The following is a 24,923-nucleotide window of genomic DNA, read 5'->3' as shown; positions in this document are numbered from 1 at the left end:
CCATGACCGAAAAACTCGTCATCATCGGCAACGGCATGGCCCCCGGGCGCATGCTGGAGCATCTGCTCGAACAGGCGCCGGGCCGCTACACCGTGACCATTTTCAACGCCGAGCCGCGGGTGAACTACGACCGCATCATGCTGTCGCCGGTTCTCTCCGGCGAAAAGGCCTATGAGGAAATCATCATCCACGGCGACGGCTGGTACATCGCCAACAACATCACCCTCTACAAAGGTCACAAGATCGTCGCCATCGACCGGGCGGCCAAGACAGTCACCTCCGATCACGGCGTCACCGAGCCTTACGACAAGCTCGTCATCGCCACCGGATCGGTGCCCTTTATCATTCCGGTGCCCGGCCATGATCTGCCGGGGGTGCTGACCTATCGCGACCTCGACGATGTTCAGGCCATGATGCTTGCCGCCCAGTCGCGCGCCAAGGCCGTGGTCATCGGCGGCGGCCTGCTCGGGCTGGAGGCGGCAGCAGGTTTGAACGCCCAAGGCATGGACGTCACCGTGCTGCATGTCATGCCGACATTGATGGAGCGTCAGCTCGATCCAGCCGCCGGCTATCTCCTGCAGCGCGCGGTGGAACAGCGCGGCATCAAGGTCATCACCAAGGCCAACACCCAGGCGATCACCGGCAACGGCAAGGTCGGGCAGGTGGAGCTTGCCGACGGCACTATTATCCCGGCAACGCTGGTGGTGATGGCGGTCGGCATCCGGCCGAATGCGGCGCTGGCCAGGGAGGCCGGCATAGCCGTCAATCGTGGTATTGTCGTCGATGCCGGCATGCGCAGCAACGACCCCGACATCTACGCGCTCGGCGAATGCGCCGAGGTCTACGGCCAGGTCTACGGGCTGGTCGCGCCGCTCTATGAGATGGCGCGCGTTGCCGCGAACCAGTTGGCCGGCAACGAGGCAGCGGCCTTCGTCCACATGGACACGCCGACCAAGCTCAAGGTCACCGGCATCGACCTGTTCTCGCTTGGCGACTTCGCCGAAGGCGAGGACCGCCAGGAGATCGTGCTGCGCGATGCCGCCGCCGGCGTCTACAAGCGCCTTGTGCTCAAGGACGACCGCATCATCGGCACCGTGCTTTATGGCGAGACGGCGGATGGGGCCTGGTTCAACGATCTCAAGAAGAAGCAGACCGACATATCGGAGATGCGCGACACGCTCATCTTCGGCCAGTCCTACCAGGGAGGTGCCCCGCTGGACCCTATGGCGGCCGTTGCAGCCTTGCCGGATGATGCGGAAATCTGCGGCTGCAACGGCGTTTGCAAGGGAAAGATCACCGGCGCGATCACGGCCAAGGGCCTGGCTTCGCTCGACGACGTGCGCGCCCACACCAAGGCATCGGCTTCCTGCGGTTCGTGCACCGGGCTGGTCGAGAAGCTGATGGTGCTGACCATCGGCGACAAATACAACCCGGCCGCCGTGCAACCGATGTGCGGCTGCACCACGCTCGGCCATGACGAGGTGCGCCGGCTGATCATCGCCAAGAGCCTGAAGACCATTCCCGCCGTCATGCAGGAGCTGGAATGGACGACCTCCTGCGGCTGCGCAAAATGTCGGCCGGCGCTCAACTACTACCTCGTCTGCGACTGGCCGAACGATTACGCCGACGACTATCAGTCGCGCTTCATCAACGAACGCGTCCACGCCAACATCCAGAAGGACGGCACCTATTCGGTGGTGCCGCGCATGTGGGGCGGCGTCACCAACGCCGCCGAACTGCGCGCCATCGCCGACGTCGTCGACAAGTTCGAGATACCGATGGTCAAGGTCACCGGCGGCCAGCGCATCGACATGCTGGGCATCCGCAAGGAGGATCTGCCGGCGGTGTGGGCCGATCTCGGCCAGGCCGGCTTCGTCTCAGGCCATGCTTACGCCAAGGGCCTGCGCACGGTGAAGACCTGTGTCGGCTCCGACTGGTGCCGCTTCGGCACGCAGGATTCGACCGGCCTCGGCATTCGCATCGAGAAATTCATGTGGGGCTCGTGGACCCCGGCCAAGGTCAAAATGGCGGTGTCGGGCTGTCCGCGCAACTGCGCCGAGGCGACCTGCAAGGATGTCGGCGTGATCTGTGTCGACAGTGGCTACGAGATCCATTTCGCCGGCGCCGCCGGCCTCGACATCAAGGGCACCGAAGTGCTTGGCCTGGTCAAGACCGAGGACGAGGCGCTGGAGCATATCGTGGCGCTGACGCAGATGTACCGCGAGCAGGGCCGCTATCTCGAGCGCATCTACAAATGGGCCAAGCGCATCGGCATCCCCGAGATCAAGCGCCAGATCATGGACGACGGTGCCAAGCGCAAGGCCTATTACGAACGCTTCGTCTTCAGCCAGAAATTCGCCCAAGTCGACCCGTGGTCGGAACGCGTCTCCGGCAAGGACAAGCACGAGTTCCGGCCAATGGCTTCTGTCGGGTTTGCGCAGGCTGCGGAGTGATTAAAATGGACTGGATCGCAATCGGCTCGCTCTCCGACATCCCCCGCCGCGGCGCGCGCTGCGTCGACACACCCGAGGGTAAGATCGCCGTCTTCCGCACGCAGGACGATCAGGTCTATGCCATCGACGACCATTGCCCGCACAAGGGTGGGCCGCTGAGCCAAGGCATCGTCCACGGCACCGCCGTCACCTGCCCCTTGCACAATTGGGTCATTTCGCTGGAGACGGGCAAGGCGCTCGGCGCCGACGAGGGCGTGGTGCGCACCATTCCTGTGCGGATCGAGGGCGAGCACCTGTTCATTGCGCTGAAAGCGCTGGCCAGCCGCGCGGCCTGAAGCATGGAACCTGGCGAAGCGCGCGAGGTGAGGACCACCTGCCCCTATTGCGGGGTAGGTTGCGGCGTGCTGGCGAAGGTAGCCCCCGGGCGGGGAGTGACAGGTCCCGGGGGCCCCCCCCCCCACCCCCAATTTGGGGTGCGGGGGGGGGGGGCGGGGCGGGGCGGGGGGGCGCGCGGGTCCTCTCCCCCCCCCCCCCCCCCCCCCCCCCCGACCATCCAGCCAATTTCGGTAGGCTCTGCTCGAAGGGTTCCGCGCTTGCCGAGACCATCGACCTCGACGGCAGGCTGCTCTACCCCGAAATCCACGGCCGCCATGCCGGCTGGGACGAGGCGCTCGATCTCGTCGCTTCGACCCTCTCGCAAACCATCGCCGAGCATGGTCCGGACTCCGTCGCCTTCTATGTCTCGGGCCAGTTGCTGACCGAAGACTATTATGTCGCCAACAAGCTGATGAAGGGCTTCATCGGCTCGGCCAACATCGACACCAATTCCCGCCTGTGCATGGCCTCGTCGGTTGCCGGCCACCGCCGCGCCTTCGGCTCCGACACCGTGCCGGGGACTTACGAGGATCTCGAGCTCGCCGACCTGATCGTGCTGGTCGGCTCCAATCTCGCCTGGTGCCATCCCGTGCTCTTCCAGCGCATCGCGACGGCCCGGGAAAAACGACCGGAGATGAAGGTCGTGCTGGTCGATCCTCGCCGCACCATGACCGCTGATATCGCCGACATGCACCTGGCGATCGCACCGGATGGCGACGTTGCTTTGTTCACCGGACTGCTCGCCTGGCTCGGCCGGCACAACGCGCTCGAGCGCGGCTATGTGACCGCACACACGACCGGCTTCGGCCAAGCTCTCTTCGCCGCATCGGCGCTCGACCTTGCCGGCATTGCCGCCGCCACCGGCCTGAGCGAGGACGAGCTCACCCGCTTCTACAACCTGTTCGCCGCGACTGCGAAAACCGTCACTGTCTACAGCCAGGGAGTGAACCAGTCGTCTTCGGGCACCGACAAGGTCAACGCCATCATCAACTGCCACCTCGCCACCGGCCGCATCGGCAAACCTGGGGCAGGGCCGTTTTCGGTGACCGGCCAGCCCAACGCCATGGGCGGCCGCGAGGTCGGCGGCATGGCCAACATGCTGGCTGCCCATATGGAGATCGATAACCCCGAGCACCGCGACCGCGTGCAGCGTTTCTGGAATGCGCCGGCCGTCGCCCAAAAGCCCGGTCTGAAGGCGGTCGAGATGTTTCAGGCGATCGCCGCCGGCCGCATCAAGGCACTGTGGATCATGGCCACCAACCCGGTCGATTCGATGCCGGATGCCGATGCCGTCGAGGCAGCGATCAAGGCCTGCCCGTTTGTCGTGGTTTCGGATGTGCTGGCGAGCACGGACACCGTGCGTCACGCCCATGTGCGGCTACCCGCCGCCGCCTGGGGCGAGAAGGACGGCACCGTGACCAATTCAGAGCGCCGCATCTCGCGCCAGCGCAGCTTTCTTGCGGTGCCCGGCGAGGCGCGGCCGGATTGGCAGATCATTGCCGAGGTGGGCAAGCGGATGGGGTTTGGCGAGGCGTTTGCGCATGTGACGCCGGCGGAGGTTTTCGCCGAACACGCCGCGCTGTCGGGTTTCGAGAATGACGGCGCGCGGGATTTCGATATCGGCGCTTATGGTGCGATCGATGCCGACGCCTATGAAGAATTGGCTCCGTTCCAATGGCCGGCGCCGAGCCCAGCCACCCCCCTCTGGCCTGCCGGCCATCTCCCCCGCAAGGGGGGAGATCAGCCGTCGCCTCGGCCTTCGCCAATTACCAACGATGCAGAAGATATGCCGGCGTCAAAGCTGCCAATCTCCCCCCTTGCGGGGGAGATGTCCGGCAGGACAGAGGGGGGTGTTCAAGCGGGACTTGACCCTTCCAGCACCCGCTTCTTCGCCAACGGCAATTTCTACAATCCCGACCGCAAGGCGCGCTTCATCGCCATTCGTCCCATCGTCGAGACACGCACCAGCCCGGACTATCCGCTGATCCTCAACACCGGCCGTGTTCGCGACCATTGGCACACGATGACCCGCACTGGCAAAAGCCCACGTCTCTCCCAGCACATGGCCGAGCCCTTCGTCGAGATCCACCCGGCGGATGCCACGCATCACGGCATTGGCGACGCCGACATCGTGCGCGTCTCCAGCCTGCGCGGGGATGTGCTGGTGCGCGCGCTGGTGACGGCACGCCAGCGCCGGGGGAGCGTGTTTGCGCCGATGCACTGGACCGATCAGTTTTCGGCAAAGGGCCGCCTCGACACGCTGACCGCGCCTCTGACCGATCCGGTTTCCGGCCAACCTGCGCTGAAACATGTCGGCGCCCGTATCGAGAAATTCGCCGCGAGAGCCTTCGGCTTCGCTGTGGTGCGCCGCAAGCCGGTGGCGCTCGCAGCAGATTACTGGGCCGTGGCCAAATGCAAGGGCGGCTGGCGGGTGGAGCTTGCCTTTGCCGGCGATGACATCGACTGGGCTGGTTTTGCTGGTTCGCTTTTCGATGTTCCCGTAGCCGACATGCTCGCCTATCACGACCGCGATACCGGCCAGCATCGCATTGCTGCCTTTGACGACCAGCACCTCGCCGGGGCTTTGTTTATCGCGTCGGGACCGGTGGCGGTTTCGCGGGGTTGGGCGGCACAGCAACTCCAGGAGGTTCACACCAGCCAGCGCGAACGCTTCAGGATCGTCGCCGGTCGCGCCGGCGCCGATCGGCCCGATGCGGGCGCGACCGTCTGCTCCTGTTTCAGCGTCGGGGTCAACCAGATCGTGGCGGCAGTGGCGGCCGGGTGCACGACAGTCGAAGCCGTAGGCGGCGCCCTGAAGGCCGGCACAAATTGCGGCTCCTGCCGGTCCGAGATCCGGGCGGTCATCCAGGCCAATCGGGTTCAGGCTGCGGAGTAGGTGCGGCTGGATCTGACGATATCCTCTTGGGCCACCATGGTCATCGATTGCGGAAGGTGGTGGCTGTCTAATCCAGCCGGTCGCGCAGGATGCTCCAGGGGAGCAGCATATTCGGTGCATAGCGCACGAGCTTGTGCAGCGGGATCGGCGCTGGCGGCGCGAAGGGGAGCGGCAGATCGCGGGCGTCCGTTCCGCTCGCCCAGTTGGCCAGCACCTTGCCCATTGCCGTGGTCATGGCGATGCCGCGGCCGTTGCAGGCGAAGCCTGCGATCAGGCCTGGGCCGAGGTCGATGAGACGCGGCAGGAAATCCGGCCCCACCGCCGCCACGCCTGTCCAGCTGTAGGCAAGCGGCGGCAGGTCAGGCAAATCGAGATGCCTGGCGAGCCGTCGCCAGATTGTTTGCGGCACCCGCGTCTCGGCGCCGGCTCCGACGACATGCATGCCGCCGCTGATCAGCCGGTTCTGGCCATCGCAGCGGCACGTGAACAGGTTGCGCCTGGTGTCGCCAACGCCCTGGCCGCCGGGCATCAGGCGCGCGCGTATGGCGCGCGACAGCGGCGCAGTGGCGATCTGGAAGACTTTCAGCGGGATATACGTCCGTGCCAGTGTCGGGTTCAGCTCTCCACCATAGGCGTTGGTGGCGACCAAGACCTTGCCCGCTCGCACAGTGCCGGACGCAGTCTTCAAGGCCCAGCCATCCGGCGTGCGGTCGATGGAAGTGACACGCGTCTGCTCGAAGATGCGTGCGCCAACCTTTTCCGCGGCGTCGGCCAGGCCGCGCGCATACTCGACCGGATTGAGGACGCCGCCCGAGTTGTCCATCCAACCGCCGGCGTAGCCGCCGATACCGGTGAGCGTCGTGACCGCCTTGGCATCGAGCGTTACGGTCGGCCTGCCCCGCGCCGCCCATTGCTCGGCGCGCGATCGCGTCTTTTCCAGCGCGGCGGACGAATGCGCCGGCTGGATCCAACCGTTCTGCACAGCGTCGCATTCGATGCCATGCCGCTTGATCAGGCCGAAGACGAGGTCAGCGCTTCCCGCGGCGAAATCGATCAGCCTCCCGCCGCGCTCGGGTCCGAGTTCGGCGATGATGTCGTCTGGATCCCGCTTGGCGAAGTTCGGAACGACGAAGCCGGCATTCCGGCCGGTCGCACCCCAAGCGATGAATTCGGCTTCGAGGACCGCGACCGAAAGCCCTTTCTCAGAGGCATGCAATGCCGTCGACAGGCCGGAAAAGCCGCCGCCCACAATCGCGAGATCGACGTCGAGTCCGCCTTGCAGCGCGCCCCGGTCGCGGCGGTTGCGGCTGACGGCATGCCAGAGCGAAACGCCATACGCTTGCTGCCGGATCATGGCATTCATGATCCGGCCTCGTTCTCGTTGGCCGCCGCCTTTGTCTGTGTGCCGGGCTTCGGTCGGCGCGGCCGGTCGCCGAACAATCCGTTAGGCCGGATCAGCAGGATGACGCAGAGCATGACGCCGATGGCGACGATCTGCAGTGAGGCCGCGCGTGCTTGCTGCTCGGGCGCAAACAGCACGCTGGTCAGCGTGCCCGACCCCGCCCATATCGCCCAGACCAGGATGCTGCCGGCAACGGCGCCGGCATTGCTGCCCGAGCCGCCGACGATCAGCATCACCCAGACCTGGAAGGTCAGGATCGGCAGATAGTTATCGGGCGCGATGAAGCCGGTGAAATGCGCCTGCAAAGCGCCGGCCAGCGCCATGATAGCGCCGCCGACGGCGAAGGCCTGGACGCGGTAGAAGCGCGCGCTCTTGCCCAGCGAAATCGCCGCTCGCTCGTCCTCGCGCAGCGCCTTGAGCACGCGGCCCCAGGGGCTGCGCGACAGGTGCTCCAGAGCGAGATAGGCGATCAGCGTCACAGCCGAAACGACGGCGAGGTTCGACAGGTTGAACAGCAGCGGCGTTTCGGCAAGGCCGCCGAACGGGCGCGGGATGAAACCGATGCCGAACGGGCCGCCGGTGAGTTTCTGCGCGTTGAGCGCGACCAGCTGCACGACGACGGCGACGCCGAAGGTGGTGATCGCCAGGTAGTCGGATCGCAGACGCAGCGTGGCCATGCCGGTAAGTGCTGCGGCGATACCGCCGACGACCATGGCGCCCGCCCAGCCGACCAGGATCGGCAGACCGAAGCCGCCGAAGCGCGCGGCATCGTCCGGGGTCGTCAGCAGCGCCGATGTATAGGCGCCGATGGCGACGAATCCGGCAAGGCCGACATTGAAAAGGCCAGTCAGCCCCCACTGCAGATTGAGCCCCAGTGTGACCAGCGAAAAGATCAGTGCGGTGGTCAGGAAGAAGGCGCCGTAGCCGAGCAGGTCCATCAGCGTTCCCTCACACCAAACAGGCCGATCGGCCGAACGAACAGCACCGCCATCAGGATGATGAAGGAGATTGCGGCGCGCCATTCGGCGCCGATCAGCTGCACCGCACCGGCTTCGGCAAGACCGATGATCAAGCCGCCGAGCACAGCGCCCGGAATGCTGCCGATGCCGCCGAGGATGGCTGCTGCAAACATCGGCAGCAGCATGTCGAAGCCCATGAACGGGCGGATCTGCACCAGAATGCCGATCATCACGCCGGCCACGCAGGCCAGCGCCCCGCCGATGATCCAGGTGACACGCACAACGGAGGCAACATCGATACCGACGATGCGGGCCAGCGCTGCATTCTGGCTCAGCGCCTGCATGGAGCGGCCGGTCTGCGTGCGTGTCATCAACAGATGCACGCCGAGCACCAGCACGGCGGTCAGCAGCAGAAGCGCGATCTGATCGGGCGTGATGCGGATGCCGAAGCCGACCGGCATGGCGATCTGGATCGCGCGGCTGAAATAGGTCGGCCGTGAGCTGAAGGTGAATTCGAGCAGGCTGCGCAGCGCCATCGAGGCGCCGAAGCTCGCCATCACCACGATGATGGCTTGCCCCTGCGAGCGAAGCCGCGAAAACAGCACCTTGTCGAGCAACAGCGCCAGCAGGGCGGTGAAAGTCATGCCGACAACCAGCGCAACCAGCAGCGGCCAGCCGAAAGACAGCGGTCCAATGGGCGCCACCTTGCCGAACATCGCGCCGATGGCGCTGACGACGGCGAGCGTCGCATAGGTGCCCCAGGCCATGAAGTCGCCATGGGCAAAATTCGAGAAGCGCAGGATCGAATAGGTCAGCGTCACGCCGATGGCGCCAAGTCCGATCATCGAGCCGGTCAGCAACCCATCGACGACAAATTGCAGGCTCATGCCGCGCCTTCCTTGCCGGCGTGAGACGGGCGTTGGCCGAGATAGAGTTCGGCGACGACAGGATCGTTCCACAATTCGGACGCCACACCCTCGTGCCGGTCCTTGCCTTCGACCAGCACATAGGCGCGGTCGCCGATGGCCAGCGCTGCCTTGGCGTTCTGTTCGACCAGCAGGATGGTGACGCCGGACCTGCGGATGCCGGCCAGCATCTCGAACACCATCGATACGAATTTCGGCGACAGGCCGGCCGACGGCTCGTCGAGCAGCAGCACCTTAGGATGGACGATCAGCGCACGTGCGACGGCGAGCATCTGCCGCTGTCCGCCCGACAGATTGCCGGCGGCGGTGCGGCGCTGGCGGACGAGGTCGGGGAAGGCCGCATACATTTCCTCGATGCGGGCAGGGATTTCGCGTCGCTCGAGGATGCCGCAGGCGACCTTCAGATTGTCCTCGACCGACATCAGCGGGAAGATGTTCTCCGTCTGCGGTACGAAGGCCAGGCCGAGCCGAACCATGGTGTGCGCGGGAGCGGCGGTGATGTCCTTGCCGTCCAGAAATACGGTGCCGCCGGTGATCGGGACAAGGCCGGCGATCGCCTTGATGAAGCTCGACTTGCCGGCGCCGTTGGGACCGAGCACGACGACGATCTCGCCCTTGCCGACGGTGATCGAGGCGCCGCGCACGATCGGCACGCCAAGCTCATAGCCGGCTTCGAGGTTGCGCACGTCGAGGACGGTCTCGTTCATGTGGCGCCCCCGAGATAAGCCTCGATGACGCGCGGGTCGCGGGCGACTTCCTCTGCCGTGCCTTCGCTGAGCAACTGGCCGCTCGCCATGACCAGCACGCGGTGGCAGAGCCGCGTCACCATGTCGATATTGTGCTCGATCAGCAGAAAGGTGATGCCGTGCGCGTTGATGTCGCGGATGCGGTCGATGATGATCTCGAGCAGCGTCGCGTTGACGCCGGCGGCCGGTTCGTCGAGCAGGATGATCGCCGGATCGGCCATCATGACGCGGGCGAGTTCGAGCAGCTTGCGCTGGCCGCCGGAAAGCACGCGTGCCGGCTCGTGCGCGAGATGGGTGAGAGTGACCAAATCCAGCAGCTCGAGTGCCTTTGCCCTGGCTGCTCTTTCCTGTGCCGCCACTCGCCACGGCGTGACGAAGTTGGCGAGCAATTTTTCGCCGGCTTGGCCCTGCGCCGCCAGCATGATGTTTTCGATCAGCGTCAGATTGGGCAGGGGGCGCGGGATCTGGAAGGTGCGGCCAAGACCACGGCCGATACGCAGATGAGCGGCTTCGCCGGAGACGCGCGTGCCATTGAGCAGGATATCGCCGCTGGTTGGCAATATGCTGCCCGCCAACAGATCGAACATCGTCGTCTTGCCGGCGCCATTCGGCCCGATCAGGCCGAGGATTTCGCCCGCTTTGACATCAAACGAGACATCGTTGACGGCGACAAGGCCGCCAAAACGCCTGACGACGTTTCGTGCCGTCAGAACTGGCGCACGGGTCTCCTGCCCTTGGCGCTCCGCTGCATCGCTCATCAAACCCTCTGGCCGAAGACGATCGTTGTCGCCTCCTGATTTTTGATTTGTGATCACACTTGCTTTGATCACGCTATTCGGCTTTAATTTCATTCGCAAGCCGAAAACGGGGCAAATGCCGGTAATGCAGAAGGCTGCCATCGAAAAGAACAACGAGACGATCGCAGCCCAGCTTACGCCGGTCGGCCGCGAGACGGTGCAGGATCGCGTCTATTCCGAGTTGCGCCGTGCTCTGATCGGTGGCCTTTTCGAGCCAAACCAGGTGCTGACCATCCGTGGTCTTGCCGATGCGCTGGTCACCTCGACCATGCCGGTACGCGAAGCGCTCGGCCGGCTGATCACGGAAAAGGCGCTGGAGGCGCTGCCCAACCGTTCCGTGCGCGTGCCGCCGATCACGCTGGAGCGCATCGACGACCTCCTGCGTGCCCGCTCCCTCATCGAAGGCGAAGCGATAGCGCTTGCCGCCAGGCGCATGAGCCCGCGCCAGATCGCATCGATCGAAGCCATGCTGGGCGAGTGGGACGAGATGCGGGCCCTGAAGCACAAGAAGGATATCGATCGCGAAGCGACGCTCAACCAGAGCTTCCATTTTGAGATCTACCGCTGCTGCGGCTCGGCTGTGCTGATCCCGATGATCGAAAGCCTCTGGCTTCAATCGGGTCCCTGCATCCGCGTCGCCATCTATGCCTTCTCCGAGGCAGGCGAGGTTGATACCGCCCACTATCATCGTCGAATTGTCGCGGCACTTGCCAAACAGGATGCGCAAGCGGCGCGCGAGGCGCTGGTAGCCGACATCAGCCGCCCCTTCGCCTTCCTGCGCGACAAACTTCAATCGGCGAAGGACTGACATGCCCAAGCCCGCCATCGGCATCACAGAACCACGCTCGAAGCTTTCCGTGACGGCGCTGCTATTGCCCGAAAAGGCGCCGGAGAATGCCGCCTTCCTGCTGGCGTATCTGGCGCAGCCACGCATCATCCCAGGCATCCATGCGATGTGGACAGGACCGGAAATCTCGTGCCCGGTTCCGTCAGCCGATCTCCACGGCCAGGCCTATGCCCAGTCTTTGCCACCGGAGAATGCAACGGTGACGCCGCAGCCCGGCGATATCGTGCTGTCCTATGTGCCGCCACGCGTGTGGGGCGGCAATCCCAATGCCATCTTCGATATCGGCCTGTACTACGGGCAGGGGGCGCGGCTGCTGTTCCCGATCGGCTGGCTGGCCGGCAGCGTGGTCGCGCAAGTGCTTGCCGGAGAGCGCGATCAGTTTGCCGCCGCCTGCGGCGTCATCCGCCGCAACGGCGCCTGTGACATCACCTTCAGCCTGGTGGAGGCCTGAATGGCCGACGACAGTTTCGAACTCTTCGATCTGCGCGTCGAAGCGGTCATCCCCGAGGGCAAGCCGGTCTATTGCGGCGCCAGGGCCGGCGACTATTTCGAACTCAAGGGCGAAATGCTCTCGCTGCCGGCAGGGCAGGGTTTTTCGATCTATTCGATCTCGGCCGTGTTGCCGCTCCTGGCGGCAAAGCAGCGCCCGACGCATGCAAATGACTGGATGACCTCGGATGCCGAGATCGCCTGTCCCGATCCCAATTGCGCCAGCCGGCTCCGCATCGTCAGGCTTGCCAAGCGGCGGTTCAGCCATGCCGAAACCACGGCCGTGCCGCTGCCGAAGGAGACCGACAAGGGATGACCGCCAGGACCATCGAACTCAGCCCCGGCTATGCGATCTCGCGAGTCATCCGCGGTGGCTGGCAGCTTGCCGGCGGGCATGGCGCCGTCGACCGCAGCCAGGCGGTGACCGACCTCATCGCCACTTTCGATGCCGGCATCTGGACCTATGACTGCGCCGACATCTACACCGGCGTCGAGGAACTGATCGGCGCCGCGCGCCTGCGGCTGGCCGGCGAGCGCGGTCTCGATGTTGCGGCCAGGATGAAGGTGCACACCAAGCTGGTGCCGGACCTCGAACGACTGGCAGGCATCAGCCGCGACTACATCAGGGGCATCGTCGATCAGTCGCTTCGCAGGCTCAAGACCGAGCGGATCGACCTCGTGCAGTTTCACTGGTGGGATTATGACCAGCCTCGTTACGTCGAGGCGATGGGTTGGCTCGACGAGCTTCGGCTGGAAGGCAAGGTGCGCAATCTCGGCACCACCAATTTCGATACGCCGAGGCTAGCCGAAATCCTCTCCGCGGGCATCCCGCTGGTCAGCCAGCAACTGCAATATTCAGTGCTCGACCAGCGGCCGGCAAACAGCCTTGCGGGCCTTGCCGCTAAGAACGGTGTCCGCTTCCTCTGCTACGGCTCGGTGGCGGGCGGCTTCCTCAGCGACAAATGGCTTGGCGTGGCCGAGCCCTCCACGCCGCTCGAAAACCGCTCGCTGGTCAAATACAAGCTGATCATCGACGACTTCGGCGGCTGGGAGCTGTTCCAGTCCCTGCTCAAGGCGCTGAAAGCGGTCGGCGATCGCCACGGCGTCGACATTGCCACCATCGCCTCGGCATGGGTGCTCGAGCAGCCGCAGGTCGCGGCCGTCATTGTCGGTGCGCGCAACCAGGCACATGCGCTGGCCAATACGAAAATCATGGACGTCGCGCTCGACGCCGACGATCGCGCGCGGATTGCTGCCGCCATCGCACAAGGCACCGGCCTCGCGGGCGATGTCTACGCGCTGGAGCGCGACCGTCATGGCCGCCACGGCTCGATCATGCATTACAACCTCAATGCGGGGAAGAAATGAGCGGAGAGCCTTCCCTTTTTTCGCGTGCCAGCGCTGAAATCATCGACCTGCATCGCTTCTTCGTCGACTGGTTTGTCGCCGCGCGAGCCGACGCTGTGGAGTTCGGCCGCTTCGAGGCTGTCATGGGCGAAGGCCTCACCATGGTGGCGCCGAATGGCCAGATCCTCGATCGCGACGCGGTCGTAGATCATGTCCGGACAAGCCGCGCCACTTGCGACGACGGTTTTGCCATATCGATCGAGGACATCAGGCCGGGTTGGCAGGACGCGGACACGATCGTCATCTTCTACATCGAGGCGCAACTGCGCGCCGGCAAACACAGTCGCCGGCAGTCCAGTGCGGTCTTCACCACCAGTTCATCGGCACCAAACGGCGTCGAATGGCGGCATCTGCATGAGACCTGGCTGCAGGCGCCGGAAGGCTGAACAGGCAAAAGTTCAAACAAGAAAAGGGGAACGGCAATGAAGAAGACGATACTTCAAATCACCACAGCACTGGCTCTCGTGACGATGGCCGGCGCCGCACACGCAGCGGACTGCAAGATCACCGTCGGCCTGGTCATGGAGCTCACCGGTCCGGCCGGCGAATACGGCCAGGCCGGCGCGAAGTCCGTCGAAATGGCCTTCCGCGACATCAATGAAGCCGGTGGCGTACGCGGCTGCGATCTCGCAACCGACACGCGCGACAGCCAGAGCCAGGGCAATATCGCGGTCGATGCCGCGACCCAGCTGGTACAGGTCAAGAAGGTGCCGGTGATCATCGGCGGCATCATCTCCTCGGTGTCGATCCCGATTTTGACCTCGGTCACCGGGCCGGCCAAGATCGTGCAGGTGTCGCCGGCTTCGTCCTCGCCGACGCTGACCGCCCTTGGCCGCGACGGCAAGACCAACGGCATCTTCTTCCGCACCATCACGTCGGATGCGCTGCAAGGCGTGGCCGCCGCCAAATACGCCATCGACAAGGGCTTCAAGAAACTGTCGATCATCCATGTCAACAACGACTTCGGCGTCAACATGGTGGCCGAATTCTCGCGTGCCTACAAAGCGCTCGGCGGCACCATCGTCTCCGACACGCCCTATAATGAAAAGCAGTCGAGCTATGCTTCGGAAGTGACGGCGGCGATGGGAGGCGAGCCGGACGGACTTTACCTCGTCAGCACGCCGGTCGACGGCGCAACGGTCGCCCGCACCTGGATATCGCAGGGCGGCGTGCAGAAATTCCTGCTCAATGACGGTATGAACAGCCCGGACTTCATCGAATCCGTCGGCGCCGATTATCTGAAGGATGCCTATGGTACCTCTTCCGGCACCAGCCCGACGGCATCCACCGACTATTTCCTGAAAAACTACAAGGAGTTTTCGGGCATCGAACCGTCGAACCCGGCAGCCGACCGTTCCTATGATGCCGGCGCCATTGTCGGCCTCGCCATTGCCATTGCCGGCTCCGAGGATCCAGCCAAGATCAAGGATGCCATGTACAAGGCGGTCGATCCTGCCGGCACACCGATCTATGCCGGCAAGGACGAGTTCGCCAAGGCGCTCGGCCTGATCAAGGACGGCAAGCCGATCCGCTATGAAGGCGTCATCGGTCCGGTCAGCTTCGACAAATATGGCGACATCACCGGTCCGTTCCGGCTGTGGAAGATCGTCGACGGCAAGGTGACGACCGACGGTGAAATGACAACCGACGACGTCAACGCGCTGCAGGCGAAATTGCAGTAGGCGCCGGTACATTGTCCGGCGCGATCTCCGTTCGATCTCTGGGAGATCGACGCCGGACAAGCAGTCCAACATCGGCGCTAGTTACGCGGTCAAGCGCGAAATCAGCCGGGTCAATATAACGACAGGCGGCTGGCCGGGCATGAAGACCTGCGGATTGGAGAGGGCGCCGACGATATGACCCACATAGTCTGATTTGTCGTAGCCGATTGACGATATCGGGTAGGCGTCGAAATTGGTCAGGGACACATTGTCGAAGCCATAGAGGCGGAAGCGGCTGGGCCGGTTATCGGGGAAATCCGCCCGGCAGACATCCAGAACACCCATGGCCATCGCGTCGGACGTACAAAAGACCGCATCGGGACAGCCGCGTCCCGTCAGGCCGGCGGCTGCCGCATAGCCCGACTCGTAGGAATAGTCTCCCTGGACCGTCTGCAGCAGTTCAATTCCATGATGCCGGAACGCTTCGAGGTAGTGGCCGATGCGCAGCTGTTCGACCCGCGAGGACGAACGGCCGGTCAGCAGGCTGGCCGTGCGCGCGCGCTTGGCCGCCGCATCCGCCACGGCCTCGGCGATGCCGACGCATTCATCGGGAATGACGGTGGGTGACAGATCGTCATGCAGTCCGTTCAGCATGATGACCAGGTCCGAGCGAAACATGCGCCGCACCGTCGCTGCATCGGCAAAGTCGGAGAACACCACGGCGGCATCGACATGATAGGCAACGCCATTGCGCAGAAAATCCTCGACCCCGTCCGCCGAGCCGATGCGGATGAGGATGACCTGCTTGCCGATCGACTGGATTGCGTCGAGCAGCCGGTCGAACAGGTCGAGATCTGAAAGGTCGTGAATGTGGTTGACCACGACGGCAACCAGATTGACGGTCTTGGTGGTCAGGCTTTGCGCCAGGAGATTGGGTTTGTAGCCTAGCTGCGCGGCGGCCTGCACGACACGTTCGCGTTTGTCCGCCGAGACCGGTCGCGGTCCGCTCGACAGCGCACGGCTGGCCGCGGCACGCGACACGCCTGCCAGCCGCGCGACATCGGCGATCGTTGCGACGGCGCCTCGAGTGTGCGCCGATCGGTTACCGGTAGTGGGTGTCACCACAGCGGGTTGAGCGCCGGCGGGTTGGAGTCCGGCCCCCACCACTTCTTGTAGGTCGTCTCATAGGTGCCCGACTGGATGAAGTCGGACACGAACATGTCGAGCCAGCGGACGAATTCGGGATCACCCTTGGCGACCGCGATGCCGATCGGATCGTTGGAATAGAGGCCAGGCAGCGTCACCAGGCTCGGTGTCTTGGTCGCGAGGTAATCGAGCAGCGAGGAATCCTCGATCGCCGCATCGACGCGCTTCTGTTGCAGCTGCAGAACCCCGTCGGGCGCGAACTGGTCGACATAGACGAGCTCTGCTTCCGGCACGGCCGCCTTGAGGAAGGTTTCGCCCGTGGTGCCGCGGCCGACGACAACCTTCTTGCCGGCGAGCCCCTTGAGGTCGGTTATCCCGGCATCCTTCTGGACGATGACGCGCAGCCCGGCCCGGTTGTAGGGGATGGTGAAGTTGACGGTCTTGGCCCGCTCGAGCGTTGCCGAGGTGTTTGCGACCGCGACATCGATCTGTCCCGACACCAGCATGGAAATACGGGCATCGCCCGAGACGTCGACGAACTCGACCGGCACCCCGAGCTTTTGCGCCAGCAGCGTCGCGACATCGACATCGTAGCCGACAGGGTTGTTTTGTGCATCGCGAAAGCCGATCGGCTCGCCGCCGAGCGATACGCCGATGCGAATGGTGCCGCGTGAGCGGATGTCGTCAATCATGCCGGCAAGGGCCGGAAAAGCCGAACCGGCCACGATGGCCAGCGCGGCGAAGGCACGCAGTACGGTTTTCATGGTTCCTCTCCTTATTTTCTAGTGACACGTTTTGCTGCCCGCAATTCGGGTGCGGGCATGGAATCCTTCCAGAGCCAGTAGCGGACCTCGCCCTCGCATCTGAAATTCACCACCTCGTGGTTCTGCTCGGCGTCGACGGCGTGGATGACCACTCCGGCCAGGAAGCCGGTGTCGAGTTCAGCCAGTTCCTCGACCGCCAGCGCGACCGCATCCGACAGGGATCGGCCAAGCTTCATGGCCAGCACGACGGTCCGTGCGGTGGCGCAGCGCATCGTCATCTCGCCGGTATGGGTGCACGCCGCCGCGCCATAGCGGCTGTCGGCGTAAAAGCCTGCGCCGGGAATGGGAGAATCGCCGAGCCGGCCCGGATATTTCCACGCCCAGCCCGAGGTCGAACTCGCGGCATGGACGCCGCGCCGCGCATCCGCCGACAGGAAGACGGTGGTGTCGCGGACCCGCTCGGGATCGGTGATAGTACGGCTGAGCGGCGCCAGATCGATATCGGGGAATTTCGCCAGCTGTTGCGGTGTGAGTTCCTGTTGCAGCCGCTCCCACCAGACGCGCTTGCTGTCCTCGAACAAGACTTCGTCTTCGGCAAAACCGATTTCGCTGGCAAAGCGCCGCGCCCCTTCGCCGGTCAGCATCACATGCGGCAGGCGCTTCATTACCTGCTGCGCCAGGGCAGCGACCGCCAAGGTCCTTGGCACGGCGCCGACTGAACCGACCTCTCTTGTATTGCCGTCCATGACGCCGGCGTCGAACTCCATCTCGCCCAGCATGTTCGGCCAGCCGCCATAACCGACGCTGCGAACCTTGACCTCTTTCTCCACCATGCCGATGCCGGCAACCATCGCGTCCAGGCTGACGGCGCCATCGCGCAGCATTTGCACCGAGGTTTCGAATCCCGGCCATGCTTCGTTGTTGGCTAACAGCAGCATTCCTAGTCCTTGCGCATCTTGGAGAGAAACTGCGCAACCCGCGGCTGCGCCCGGCCGCCGTCCGCGGCGAAGAAACGATCCGTTGGCAGATCGACCACCAGCCTGCCCTTGTCGAGGAAGACGATGCGGTTGGAAATCTCGCGCGCGAATTCGATCTCGTGGGTGACGAACAGCATCGTCGTGCCTTGCGCGGCGAGCTTTGCCAGGATGGCCAGCACCTCGGAAGTCATTTCCGGGTCGAGCGCGCTGGTCACTTCATCGAGCAGCAGATAGCGCGGCTGCATGGCGAGCGCCCGGCAGATGCCGACACGCTGGCGCTGCCCGCCCGACAACTGCGCCGGGTAGGCGTTGGCCCGATCGGCGAGGCCGACGGACTCGAGCAGCTTGCGCGCCAGCGCCTCGGCCTCAGGGCGCGGCATCTTCAGCACCTCGATCGGGGCGAGCGTAATGTTCTGAAGCGCGCTCATATGCGGATAGAGGTTGAACAGCTGGAAGACGGTGCCTGAGCGCTTGCGCGCCTCGGCCAGCTCCTTCGGCTTGCTGACATCGAAATCGTCGACCGTGATGCGGCCCGACTTCAGCTTTTCGAGGCCGTTGATGCAACGGATCAGTGTCGACTTGCCGGACCCCGACGACCCGAGGATCGAGACCACTTCGCCGGGCGCGATCGTCAGGTCGACGCCGTCCAGCACAGTGACCTCGCCGAACGCTTTGTGCACGTTTTCGATCTTGAGCATGTTAAAGCCCCCGCCAGGCGCTGTGCGCCCGCAGGCGGTTTTCAAGACGCTCGCCAAGCAGGGCGACCAGCTTTGCCGCGCCATAGTAGAGCAGCCCGACGACGGTCCAGACCACGAACGGCTTCAAGGTTCGCATGTTGAGGATGTGGCCAATCTTGGTCAGGTCGACGACGCCGATGACAGAAATCAGCGACGTCACCTGAAGCTGGTTGACCAGCAGCGCGACGAGCGGGCCGACCGCGAAGGCGGCAGCCTGGGGCGAAACGATATGGCGCAGGACCTGCCACCGGGTCAGGCCGAAGACACGCGCGGCCTCGACCTGCTCGCGTTCGATCGACTCGATCGCCGAGACCGCGATGACATAGACGAATGCCACGGTGTTCGCCGACAGAGTGATGGTCGCTGCGGTGACCGGCGTCACCCTTATATGCAACAGCGCCGGCAGGCCGAAGAACACCAGGAACAGCTGCACCAACACCGGCGAGTTCTTCAACAGCTCCGACAGGAAGGTGACGACCTGGGCCAGAACCGGCACACGGTAGAACCGCACCAGCGCCCAGCTCAGGCCAATCAGCAGTCCGATCAGAGAGGTGACGAGAAACAGCGCGACGTTGGTGCCGAGACCTTGCGCCAGCAGGATCAGGTCGTAGGAGGTGAAATCGCTGAACCGCATCAGCCGACCGCCTCCATCATGTCCCGATTGAGATGGCGGTGGAGCAGGGTGACGCCCAGCGAAACCAGATAAGTCAGGGCCGCATAGGCACAGAGCAGCACCACATAGACCTCGAAGGGCCGATAGGTCTGCGAGACCACGATCTGGGCTGAGCCGGTGAGATCGTTGAGCGTGATGGTCGAGAGGATCGAGGACGTAAGGATCATGTTGATGAGCACGGATCCGAGCGGTCGCACGGAGGTGCGCAGCGCAATCGGCAGCACGATGCGGGTAAAGATCTTGCGCCTGGACAGGCCGCTCACTTCAGCGGCGTCGATGATGCCCTGGTCGATGGCGAGGATGCCGGCTCGAATGATGTCGGAGGCATAGGCGCCGCCGGCAATGGAAAGCGCCACGACGCCGGTGGTGAAGGCGTCGATGTAAATGCCGAGCTCGGGCAGGCCGTAATAGAAGAAGAACAGCTGGACGATGAACGGCACATTGCGGAAGAGATCGACGTAGACGAAGGCGATCCGTCGAAGCAGTGCCGAGGCGGAGGTGCGTGCGATCGCCACCAACGCGCCCATGACGACGCTTCCCACCAGCGACAGCGCGCAAGCCGCCGCCGTAAGTTCGGCGCCGCGCGCCAGAAAACCCAGATGCGGGAGCAGAATGGACAGATCGAAATGCACCGGCGGTCCCCAGTGAAACCGGTTTCACTCTTTTGGCTTTCGCCTCGTCTGTCAAGATGCAGGGTCTGGTTGCCGGCCTGTGGATTGCATTCGTTGCGATGATTCCGGTTCGCCTCATGCGCGCTATGTCTCAAGCGCCGACAATTCGCCGCCGGCTTTCAACTCGACGACGCCGCCTATGCCAGCCGCGCGTCGCTGCGATGGCGGCTGGGGCGGCGCCCTCGGTTTTGCCGATCCCGGCGCCGGTGTCGGATTCGGCTACGTCACCAACCGCATGCTGGGTTTCGACGACTCCACGCCGCAAGGTGTTGATGATGCCGTTTACGACGAGCTCTGACGTAGGGGCGTTATGTGCGGATATTCGGGTTCCACATGGCGTCCGGCACGATCACCAGCTTGCCGACGAAGTCCTTGGCAATAAAGTCTGCCTGCGCCTTGTGAAAATCGGAGAGCCTGTAGACGCCGCCGACCAGCGGCCGGATTTTCTTCGCTTCGATGTATCCAATGATGCGGCGGAAGTCGGCGCGCGTGCCCTGGCTCGATCCGTGCAGTTGCAGCTGCTTGAGATACATGGTCCTGAGATCGAGCTGCACGACCGGGCCGGCGATGGCGCCGGCGGTGGTGTACCGGCCTTCAGGTCGCAGGATGCGCAGCAGGTCGTTGAAGATCGCGCCGCCGACGAGATCGGCGACCACATCGATCGGCTGGTCGCCAGTGGCTTCATTCACGGCGGCGGGAAGATCGGCAACCCCACGGGTAATGACCGCTTCGGCGCCGATGTCGCGCACCGCCTGCTCCTTGCCCTTGCCGACGACCGCATAGGGAATGGCGCCGCGCGCCCGCGCCAGCTGCACGATGCCGGAACCGACGCCGCCCGAGGCGCCGGTGACCAGCACGCGTTCGCCGGCTTTCAGCCCGGCGCGCTCCAGCATCTGTTCGCCGGTGAGGTAGGCGCAGCAGAAGGTGGCGAGTTCGACGTCGCTCATGTCAGTATCGACGAAATGCGCATTCTCGCCCGGCACCGTCTGGTACTCGGCGTACCCGCCGTCGCGACCGTGGCCCATATAGTCAATGTCGGCGAGGGAATCGTCGTCGCGGTTGTAGATCGAAAAATCGACCATTACCCGTTCGCCGATACGGCCCGGGGAAACGCCTTCGCCGACGGCAGCGATGGTGCCGACCGTGTCGGTGCCCTGGATGCGCGGGAAGGTAAGCGTGTTGCCTTGCCGCCGCCACGTCGACACGGCGGCAGCGTCCTCCTCCGTGCCATAGGCGCCCTGGCGTACCCAGACATCGGTGTTGTTCATACCGCAAGCGCTGACCTTAACCAGCACCTCGCCGGCGGCAGGCACAGGCACTTTCACATCGCTGCGATAGACGAGCTTTTCCGGTCCGCCATGCCCGGTGAGCAGCACGGCGGCCATGGTGGCGGGGAGGGTCTTGGTCATGGCATTCATGGGTCGATCTCAGAGATTGGAAAACACGCTGTTGACGGCATCGGCGGTTTTCGAAACGACGATGTCGGCTTCCTCACGCGTCAGGCAGAGCGGCGGCGCGAAGCCTAGTATGTCGCCCTGCGGCATGGCGCGGCCGATGACGCCGCTGGCGGCAAGTGCTGTCGCCACTTGCGGCCCGATCTTGAGCGAGGCGTCGAAGAACACCCGGTCGTCCTTGTCGGCGACAAATTCGACCGCCGCCAGCATGCCATCGCCGCGCACGTCGCCGACGTGTCTGTGCCCGCCGACAGCCTTGGTCAGTTCGGCGCGGAAATAAGCGCCGGTCTCACCGGCGTTCGTCACCAGGTCCAGTTCGTCGATCAGTTCGAGATTGGCGACACCTGCGGCGACGCAGATCGGATGCGCGGCATAGGTCCAGCCATGGCCGAGCGAACCGAGCTTGTCGGAGCCCTGCACCAGCACCTGCCACATCTTGTCGGCAACGATGACGCCCGACAGCGGCGCGTAGGCCGAGGTCAGCCCCTTGGCGATGGTGATGAGGTCTGGCTTGATGCCGTAATGGTCGGAGCCGAACATGGTGCCCAGACGGCCGAAGCCCGTCACCACCTCGTCGGCGACCAGCAGCACGTCATACTTCTTCAGCACCGCCTGGATCTTCTCCCAGTAGCCGGCCGGCGGCGGCACGATGCCGCCAGTACCGAGGATCGGCTCGCCGATGAAGGCGGCGACGGTTTCGGGACCTTCGGCCAGGATCATCTCTTCCAGTCTGTCGGCGCAATGCTGCGAGAACTGCTCCTCGCTCATCGAGCGGTCGGCGCGGCGGAAATAGTAGGGCGCTTCGGTGTGCAGGACCGGCGCGCGCGGCAGGTCGAAGGCGTTATGGAACAGGTCGAGCCCGGTCAGTGATCCCGTCATCACGCCCGAACCGTGATAGCCGCGCCAGCGCGAGATGATCTTCTTCTTCTCCGGCCGCCCAAGCACGTTGTTGTAGTACCAGATCAGCTTGATGTTGGTCTCGTTGGCATCCGAACCCGAGAGGCCGAAATAGACCCTCGACATGCCCTTCGGCGCGCGGTCGATGATCATCTTGGCCAGCGTGATCGAGGCCTCGGTCCCGTGGCCGACATAGGCGTGGTAGTAGGCGAGGTTCTTCGCCTGGGTGGCGATCGCGTCGGCGATCTTCTGGCGGCCATAGCCGACATTGACGCAATAGAGACCGGCAAAGGCATCGATGCTCTTCCTGCCATTGTTGTCCCAGACGGTGACGCCTTCGCCGCCGGCCATGATGCGGGTCGGCGATTCACCCCGCGCATGCGTGCCCATATGGGTCGAAGGATGGAAGAAGTGGTCGCGATCCCAGGCATTGAGTTCGTTGGATTGGTCGAGCATTTTTTGACTCCTTGAGAGATGGCCGGACGGACTTATGCGACGTCCAGGCAGAGGTACTTCAGATCGGCGAAAGCTTCGAGCCCATGGCGCGAGCCTTCGCGGCCGATGCCGGATTGCTTGACGCCGCCGAATGGGATCGGCGCGCCGGTGATCTTGACGCGGTTGATAGCGACCATGCCGTAGTCGAGCGCGCGGCCCAGGCGCTGCTGGCGGGCGCCGTTCTCGGTAACGACATAGGCAACCAGGCCATATTCTGTGGCGTTGGCACGGGCGATCACTTCGTCCTCACTGTCGAACGGCGTGACGGCGGCGACCGGCCCAAAGGTCTCCTCGCGCATGATCAGCGCTTCGTCGCTGACATCGGCCAGCAGCGTCGGCTGGTAGAACAGCGGCCCGGCCTGATGCCGCTTGCCGCCGGTGAGACAGCGCGCGCCACGAGCGATGGCATGGGCGACCTGCTCTTCGACCCTTGCGACGGCACGCTCATGCATCAGCGGCCCGATGTCGATCTTGTCGGTAAGGCCGTTGCCGGTGCGCAGCGCCTCGATACGCCTGGCAAAAGCGGCGCAGAAGCGATCGTAGATCGGGCGCTGGACATAGATGCGGTTGGCGGCGAGGCAGTCCTGGCCGGAGGTGGCGAATTTGGCATCGATGGCGATGCTCACCGCCTTGTCCAGATCGGTATCGGCAAAGACGATCAGCGGCGCGTGGCCCCCAAGCTCCATCACCAGCCGCTTCATCGTCGGCGCGCTTTGCGCCGCGATCAGCCGGCCGATCTCGGTCGAGCCGGTGAAGCTTATGGCGCGAACGCGCGGGTCTTCGCACATGCGGCCGACGATGGTTGCAGCCTTTCCGGTGATGACGTTGAAGACACCGGCGGGGATGCCGGCGCGCTCGCCAAGTTCCGCCAGCGCCAGCGCCGACAGCGGCGTCTCGGATGAAGGATGCGCGACGATGGTGCAGCCGGCGGCAAGGGCGGCCGCCGCCTTGCGGGTCAGCATCGCCGCCGGAAAATTCCAGGGCGTGACGACGCCGACAACGCCGAGCGGCTCTCGTCGCACCATCATTTCCGCTTTGGGCAGATGGCTGGTGACGCTCTCGGCGTTGAGGCGCTTTGCCTCTTCGGCATACCACTCGACGAAGGAGGCGGCGTAGTCGATTTCGCCAAACGAATCCTGCAGCGGCTTGCCCTGTTCCAGTGTCATCAGCAGGGCCAGATCATCCTTGGCTGCAACGATCAGCTCGAACCATTTTCGCAGAATTCTGGACCGCTCCTGCGGCAGCAGTGACCGCCAAGCCGGGAAGGCACGCGCGGCGGCACCGATTGCCCTTGTCGTTTGCTGCGCATCGAGCGCGGCGACAAACGCGACCGTCGCGCCTGTGGCCGGATCGGTGACTTCAAAGCTTTCGGCCGCTTCGCTCGCGGTCCAATGCCCATCGACATAGGCAAGCTCGCGCAGCAGCCGGCGGTCGGAGAGGCGGTCGAGCGCCTCATGGCGATGCGAGCGGGCAAAATGCGCGGACATGGTCGAGGCCTCCCGGTTCGGACGATGCGGGAAGACTATCCGTCACATGCAGACAGAGAGACTGTTTCGACGCCCTGAAGGAGAGAGACTCTCTCTATTGTGCCGTCCCGACAGACATTCTCTCCGGGCTTATGCCGACGCCGGCAGCAGATCGGCTATCGGCAGCACGATTTCGTCCTTCACCGTCTTGGTGACGATGTAGGTGAAGTAGCGGTCGATGCCGATCTCGCGCTCCAGCAGGTCGTCGACCAGCCGCTGATAGGCGTCGATGTCGCGCGTCATCACCTTGACCACATAGTCGACGCCGCCGCCCACCGACCAGCAGGCGACGATTTCGGGGATGTCGCGGATGACGCGTTCGAAGCGGTCGAAATCGGCCTGGCGATGGCTGGCCAGCGTCACCTCCATCAACACGGTGGCGACCGGCGCCACCACGCGCATGGCGATCCTGGCGTGGTAGCCCGAGACGATGCCTGCCTTCTCCAGCTTGCGCAGCCGCATCCAGCACGGCGTCGGCGACAGCCCGACCTGTTCGGCCAGCGCCAGCTTGGTGATGCGCCCGTCGCGCTGGATGGCGTCGAGTATCCTGAGGTCGACCGCGTCGAGTTTCGATGTCATCGGCGTCCGCTTTTTGTCGGCATCACCATGACGGCGCATTATTTCG

General features: G+C 64.3%; 24 protein-coding genes and 1 pseudogene. 10 read left to right on the top strand and 15 right to left on the bottom strand.

Annotated elements, in window-relative coordinates; all coding sequences use genetic code 11:
* Nucleotides 1-2 precede the first annotated feature (2 nt).
* The 3 genes and pseudogenes from nirB (at nt 3) to NKI05_RS06635 (ending at nt 5,724) form a co-directional block, all read left to right on the top strand.
* Nucleotides 3-2,453, top strand: a complete 2,451-nt coding sequence (gene nirB / locus NKI05_RS06645; protein ID WP_023686953.1) for a nitrite reductase large subunit NirB — start codon at nt 3-5, stop codon at nt 2,451-2,453.
* A gap of 5 nt (nt 2,454-2,458) precedes the next feature.
* The gene (gene nirD, locus NKI05_RS06640; protein ID WP_023745647.1) at nt 2,459-2,788 is read left to right on the top strand and encodes a nitrite reductase small subunit NirD; all 330 of its coding nucleotides are present in this window, start codon (nt 2,459-2,461) and stop codon (nt 2,786-2,788) included.
* 3 nt (nt 2,789-2,791) lie between these two features.
* Nucleotides 2,792-5,724 (top strand): annotated as a pseudogene (locus NKI05_RS06635) (nitrate reductase).
* A 67-nt stretch (nt 5,725-5,791) separates the two neighbouring features.
* Here NKI05_RS06635 and NKI05_RS06630 read toward each other — a convergent pair.
* From NKI05_RS06630 to NKI05_RS06610, 5 genes are read right to left on the bottom strand one after another with little or no spacing between them, the layout of a single operon-like run.
* The gene (locus NKI05_RS06630; protein WP_023710024.1) at nt 5,792-7,087 is read right to left on the bottom strand and encodes an NAD(P)/FAD-dependent oxidoreductase; all 1,296 of its coding nucleotides are present in this window, start codon (nt 7,085-7,087) and stop codon (nt 5,792-5,794) included.
* Nucleotides 7,084-8,067, bottom strand: a complete 984-nt coding sequence (locus NKI05_RS06625; RefSeq protein ID WP_023692250.1) for a branched-chain amino acid ABC transporter permease — start codon at nt 8,065-8,067, stop codon at nt 7,084-7,086. The genes NKI05_RS06630 and NKI05_RS06625 overlap by 4 nt, the downstream gene beginning before the upstream one ends.
* On the bottom strand, nt 8,064-8,972 hold the full coding sequence (locus NKI05_RS06620) for a branched-chain amino acid ABC transporter permease (RefSeq protein ID WP_023745643.1): 909 nt from the start codon (nt 8,970-8,972) through the stop codon (nt 8,064-8,066). Before NKI05_RS06620 ends, NKI05_RS06625 begins: the two co-directional genes overlap by 4 nt.
* On the bottom strand, nt 8,969-9,718 hold the full coding sequence (locus NKI05_RS06615) for a branched-chain amino acid ABC transporter ATP-binding protein (RefSeq protein ID WP_023692249.1): 750 nt from the start codon (nt 9,716-9,718) through the stop codon (nt 8,969-8,971). The genes NKI05_RS06620 and NKI05_RS06615 overlap by 4 nt, the downstream gene beginning before the upstream one ends.
* A complete protein-coding gene (locus NKI05_RS06610; protein WP_023692248.1) occupies nt 9,715-10,515 on the bottom strand; it encodes an ABC transporter ATP-binding protein in 801 nt (266 codons plus the stop codon). The genes NKI05_RS06615 and NKI05_RS06610 overlap by 4 nt, the downstream gene beginning before the upstream one ends.
* 124 nt (nt 10,516-10,639) lie before the next feature.
* Here NKI05_RS06610 and NKI05_RS06605 point away from each other — a divergent pair, with 124 nt between their 5' ends.
* The 6 genes from NKI05_RS06605 to NKI05_RS06580 are packed head-to-tail and all read left to right on the top strand — an operon-like array spanning nt 10,640 to nt 14,979.
* A complete protein-coding gene (locus NKI05_RS06605) occupies nt 10,640-11,362 on the top strand; it encodes a GntR family transcriptional regulator (protein ID WP_023686960.1) in 723 nt (240 codons plus the stop codon).
* Between the two features lies 1 nt (nt 11,363).
* Nucleotides 11,364-11,852, top strand: coding sequence for a DUF3830 family protein (locus NKI05_RS06600; protein ID WP_023692247.1), 489 nt, complete (start codon nt 11,364-11,366; stop codon nt 11,850-11,852).
* On the top strand, nt 11,853-12,206 hold the full coding sequence (locus NKI05_RS06595) for a TIGR04076 family protein (protein ID WP_023667858.1): 354 nt from the start codon (nt 11,853-11,855) through the stop codon (nt 12,204-12,206). It begins immediately after the preceding gene.
* Nucleotides 12,203-13,258, top strand: a complete 1,056-nt coding sequence (locus tag NKI05_RS06590) for an aldo/keto reductase (RefSeq protein WP_023699821.1) — start codon at nt 12,203-12,205, stop codon at nt 13,256-13,258. Before NKI05_RS06595 ends, NKI05_RS06590 begins: the two co-directional genes overlap by 4 nt.
* Nucleotides 13,255-13,683: a hypothetical protein gene (locus NKI05_RS06585; RefSeq protein WP_023667860.1), complete on the top strand. Its 429-nt coding sequence runs from the start codon at nt 13,255-13,257 to the stop codon at nt 13,681-13,683. Before NKI05_RS06590 ends, NKI05_RS06585 begins: the two co-directional genes overlap by 4 nt.
* 36 nt (nt 13,684-13,719) lie before the next feature.
* Complete coding sequence (locus NKI05_RS06580) at nt 13,720-14,979, top strand: ABC transporter substrate-binding protein (protein WP_023692246.1); 1,260 nt, start codon at nt 13,720-13,722, stop codon at nt 14,977-14,979.
* Nucleotides 14,980-15,060: 81 nt separating this feature from the next.
* Here the strand turns inward: NKI05_RS06580 and NKI05_RS06575 are convergent, their stop codons facing one another.
* Genes NKI05_RS06575 through NKI05_RS06550 form a run of 6 tightly spaced genes read right to left on the bottom strand, consistent with a single transcriptional unit; the run spans nt 15,061 to nt 19,887 of the window.
* Entirely contained in the window at nt 15,061-16,083 is a 1,023-nt protein-coding gene (locus tag NKI05_RS06575) for a LacI family DNA-binding transcriptional regulator (RefSeq protein ID WP_023815164.1), read from the bottom strand.
* Nucleotides 16,077-16,868, bottom strand: a complete 792-nt coding sequence (locus NKI05_RS06570; RefSeq protein ID WP_023695228.1) for a transporter substrate-binding domain-containing protein — start codon at nt 16,866-16,868, stop codon at nt 16,077-16,079. Before NKI05_RS06570 ends, NKI05_RS06575 begins: the two co-directional genes overlap by 7 nt.
* A gap of 11 nt (nt 16,869-16,879) precedes the next feature.
* A complete protein-coding gene (locus NKI05_RS06565; RefSeq protein WP_023667864.1) occupies nt 16,880-17,806 on the bottom strand; it encodes an isoaspartyl peptidase/L-asparaginase in 927 nt (308 codons plus the stop codon).
* A 2-nt stretch (nt 17,807-17,808) separates the two neighbouring features.
* Complete coding sequence (locus NKI05_RS06560) at nt 17,809-18,543, bottom strand: amino acid ABC transporter ATP-binding protein (protein WP_023699816.1); 735 nt, start codon at nt 18,541-18,543, stop codon at nt 17,809-17,811.
* A 1-nt stretch (nt 18,544) separates the two neighbouring features.
* On the bottom strand, nt 18,545-19,216 hold the full coding sequence (locus NKI05_RS06555) for an amino acid ABC transporter permease (protein ID WP_023815165.1): 672 nt from the start codon (nt 19,214-19,216) through the stop codon (nt 18,545-18,547).
* Nucleotides 19,216-19,887 carry an amino acid ABC transporter permease gene (locus NKI05_RS06550; RefSeq protein WP_352792280.1) on the bottom strand — a complete coding sequence of 224 codons (672 nt, stop codon included), beginning with the start codon at nt 19,885-19,887 and terminating at the stop codon, nt 19,216-19,218. Before NKI05_RS06550 ends, NKI05_RS06555 begins: the two co-directional genes overlap by 1 nt.
* Nucleotides 19,888-20,065: 178 nt before the next feature.
* Here NKI05_RS06550 and NKI05_RS06545 point away from each other — a divergent pair, with 178 nt between their 5' ends.
* A complete protein-coding gene (locus tag NKI05_RS06545) occupies nt 20,066-20,224 on the top strand; it encodes a hypothetical protein (RefSeq protein WP_196814892.1) in 159 nt (52 codons plus the stop codon).
* Between the two features lie 10 nt (nt 20,225-20,234).
* Here the strand turns inward: NKI05_RS06545 and NKI05_RS06540 are convergent, their stop codons facing one another.
* The 4 genes from NKI05_RS06540 to NKI05_RS06525 all read right to left on the bottom strand — a co-directional run bounded on the left by NKI05_RS06540 (nt 20,235) and on the right by NKI05_RS06525 (nt 24,877).
* A complete protein-coding gene (locus NKI05_RS06540; RefSeq protein ID WP_023753982.1) occupies nt 20,235-21,344 on the bottom strand; it encodes an alcohol dehydrogenase family protein in 1,110 nt (369 codons plus the stop codon).
* A gap of 9 nt (nt 21,345-21,353) precedes the next feature.
* Nucleotides 21,354-22,733 (bottom strand): aspartate aminotransferase family protein, encoded by a 1,380-nt coding sequence (locus NKI05_RS06535; RefSeq protein WP_023682678.1) that lies wholly within the window; start codon nt 22,731-22,733, stop codon nt 21,354-21,356.
* Nucleotides 22,734-22,765: 32 nt separating this feature from the next.
* Nucleotides 22,766-24,259: an NAD-dependent succinate-semialdehyde dehydrogenase gene (locus NKI05_RS06530; protein ID WP_352792279.1), complete on the bottom strand. Its 1,494-nt coding sequence runs from the start codon at nt 24,257-24,259 to the stop codon at nt 22,766-22,768.
* A gap of 129 nt (nt 24,260-24,388) precedes the next feature.
* Nucleotides 24,389-24,877: an Lrp/AsnC family transcriptional regulator gene (locus NKI05_RS06525; RefSeq protein ID WP_023686966.1), complete on the bottom strand. Its 489-nt coding sequence runs from the start codon at nt 24,875-24,877 to the stop codon at nt 24,389-24,391.
* Nucleotides 24,878-24,923 lie beyond the last annotated feature (46 nt).

Origin of the sequence: Mesorhizobium sp. M0771, from assembly GCF_040320155.1 — a bacterium.
GTDB lineage: Bacteria > Pseudomonadota > Alphaproteobacteria > Rhizobiales > Rhizobiaceae > Mesorhizobium.
This window is presented reverse-complemented; position numbering and strand designations above follow the sequence as displayed.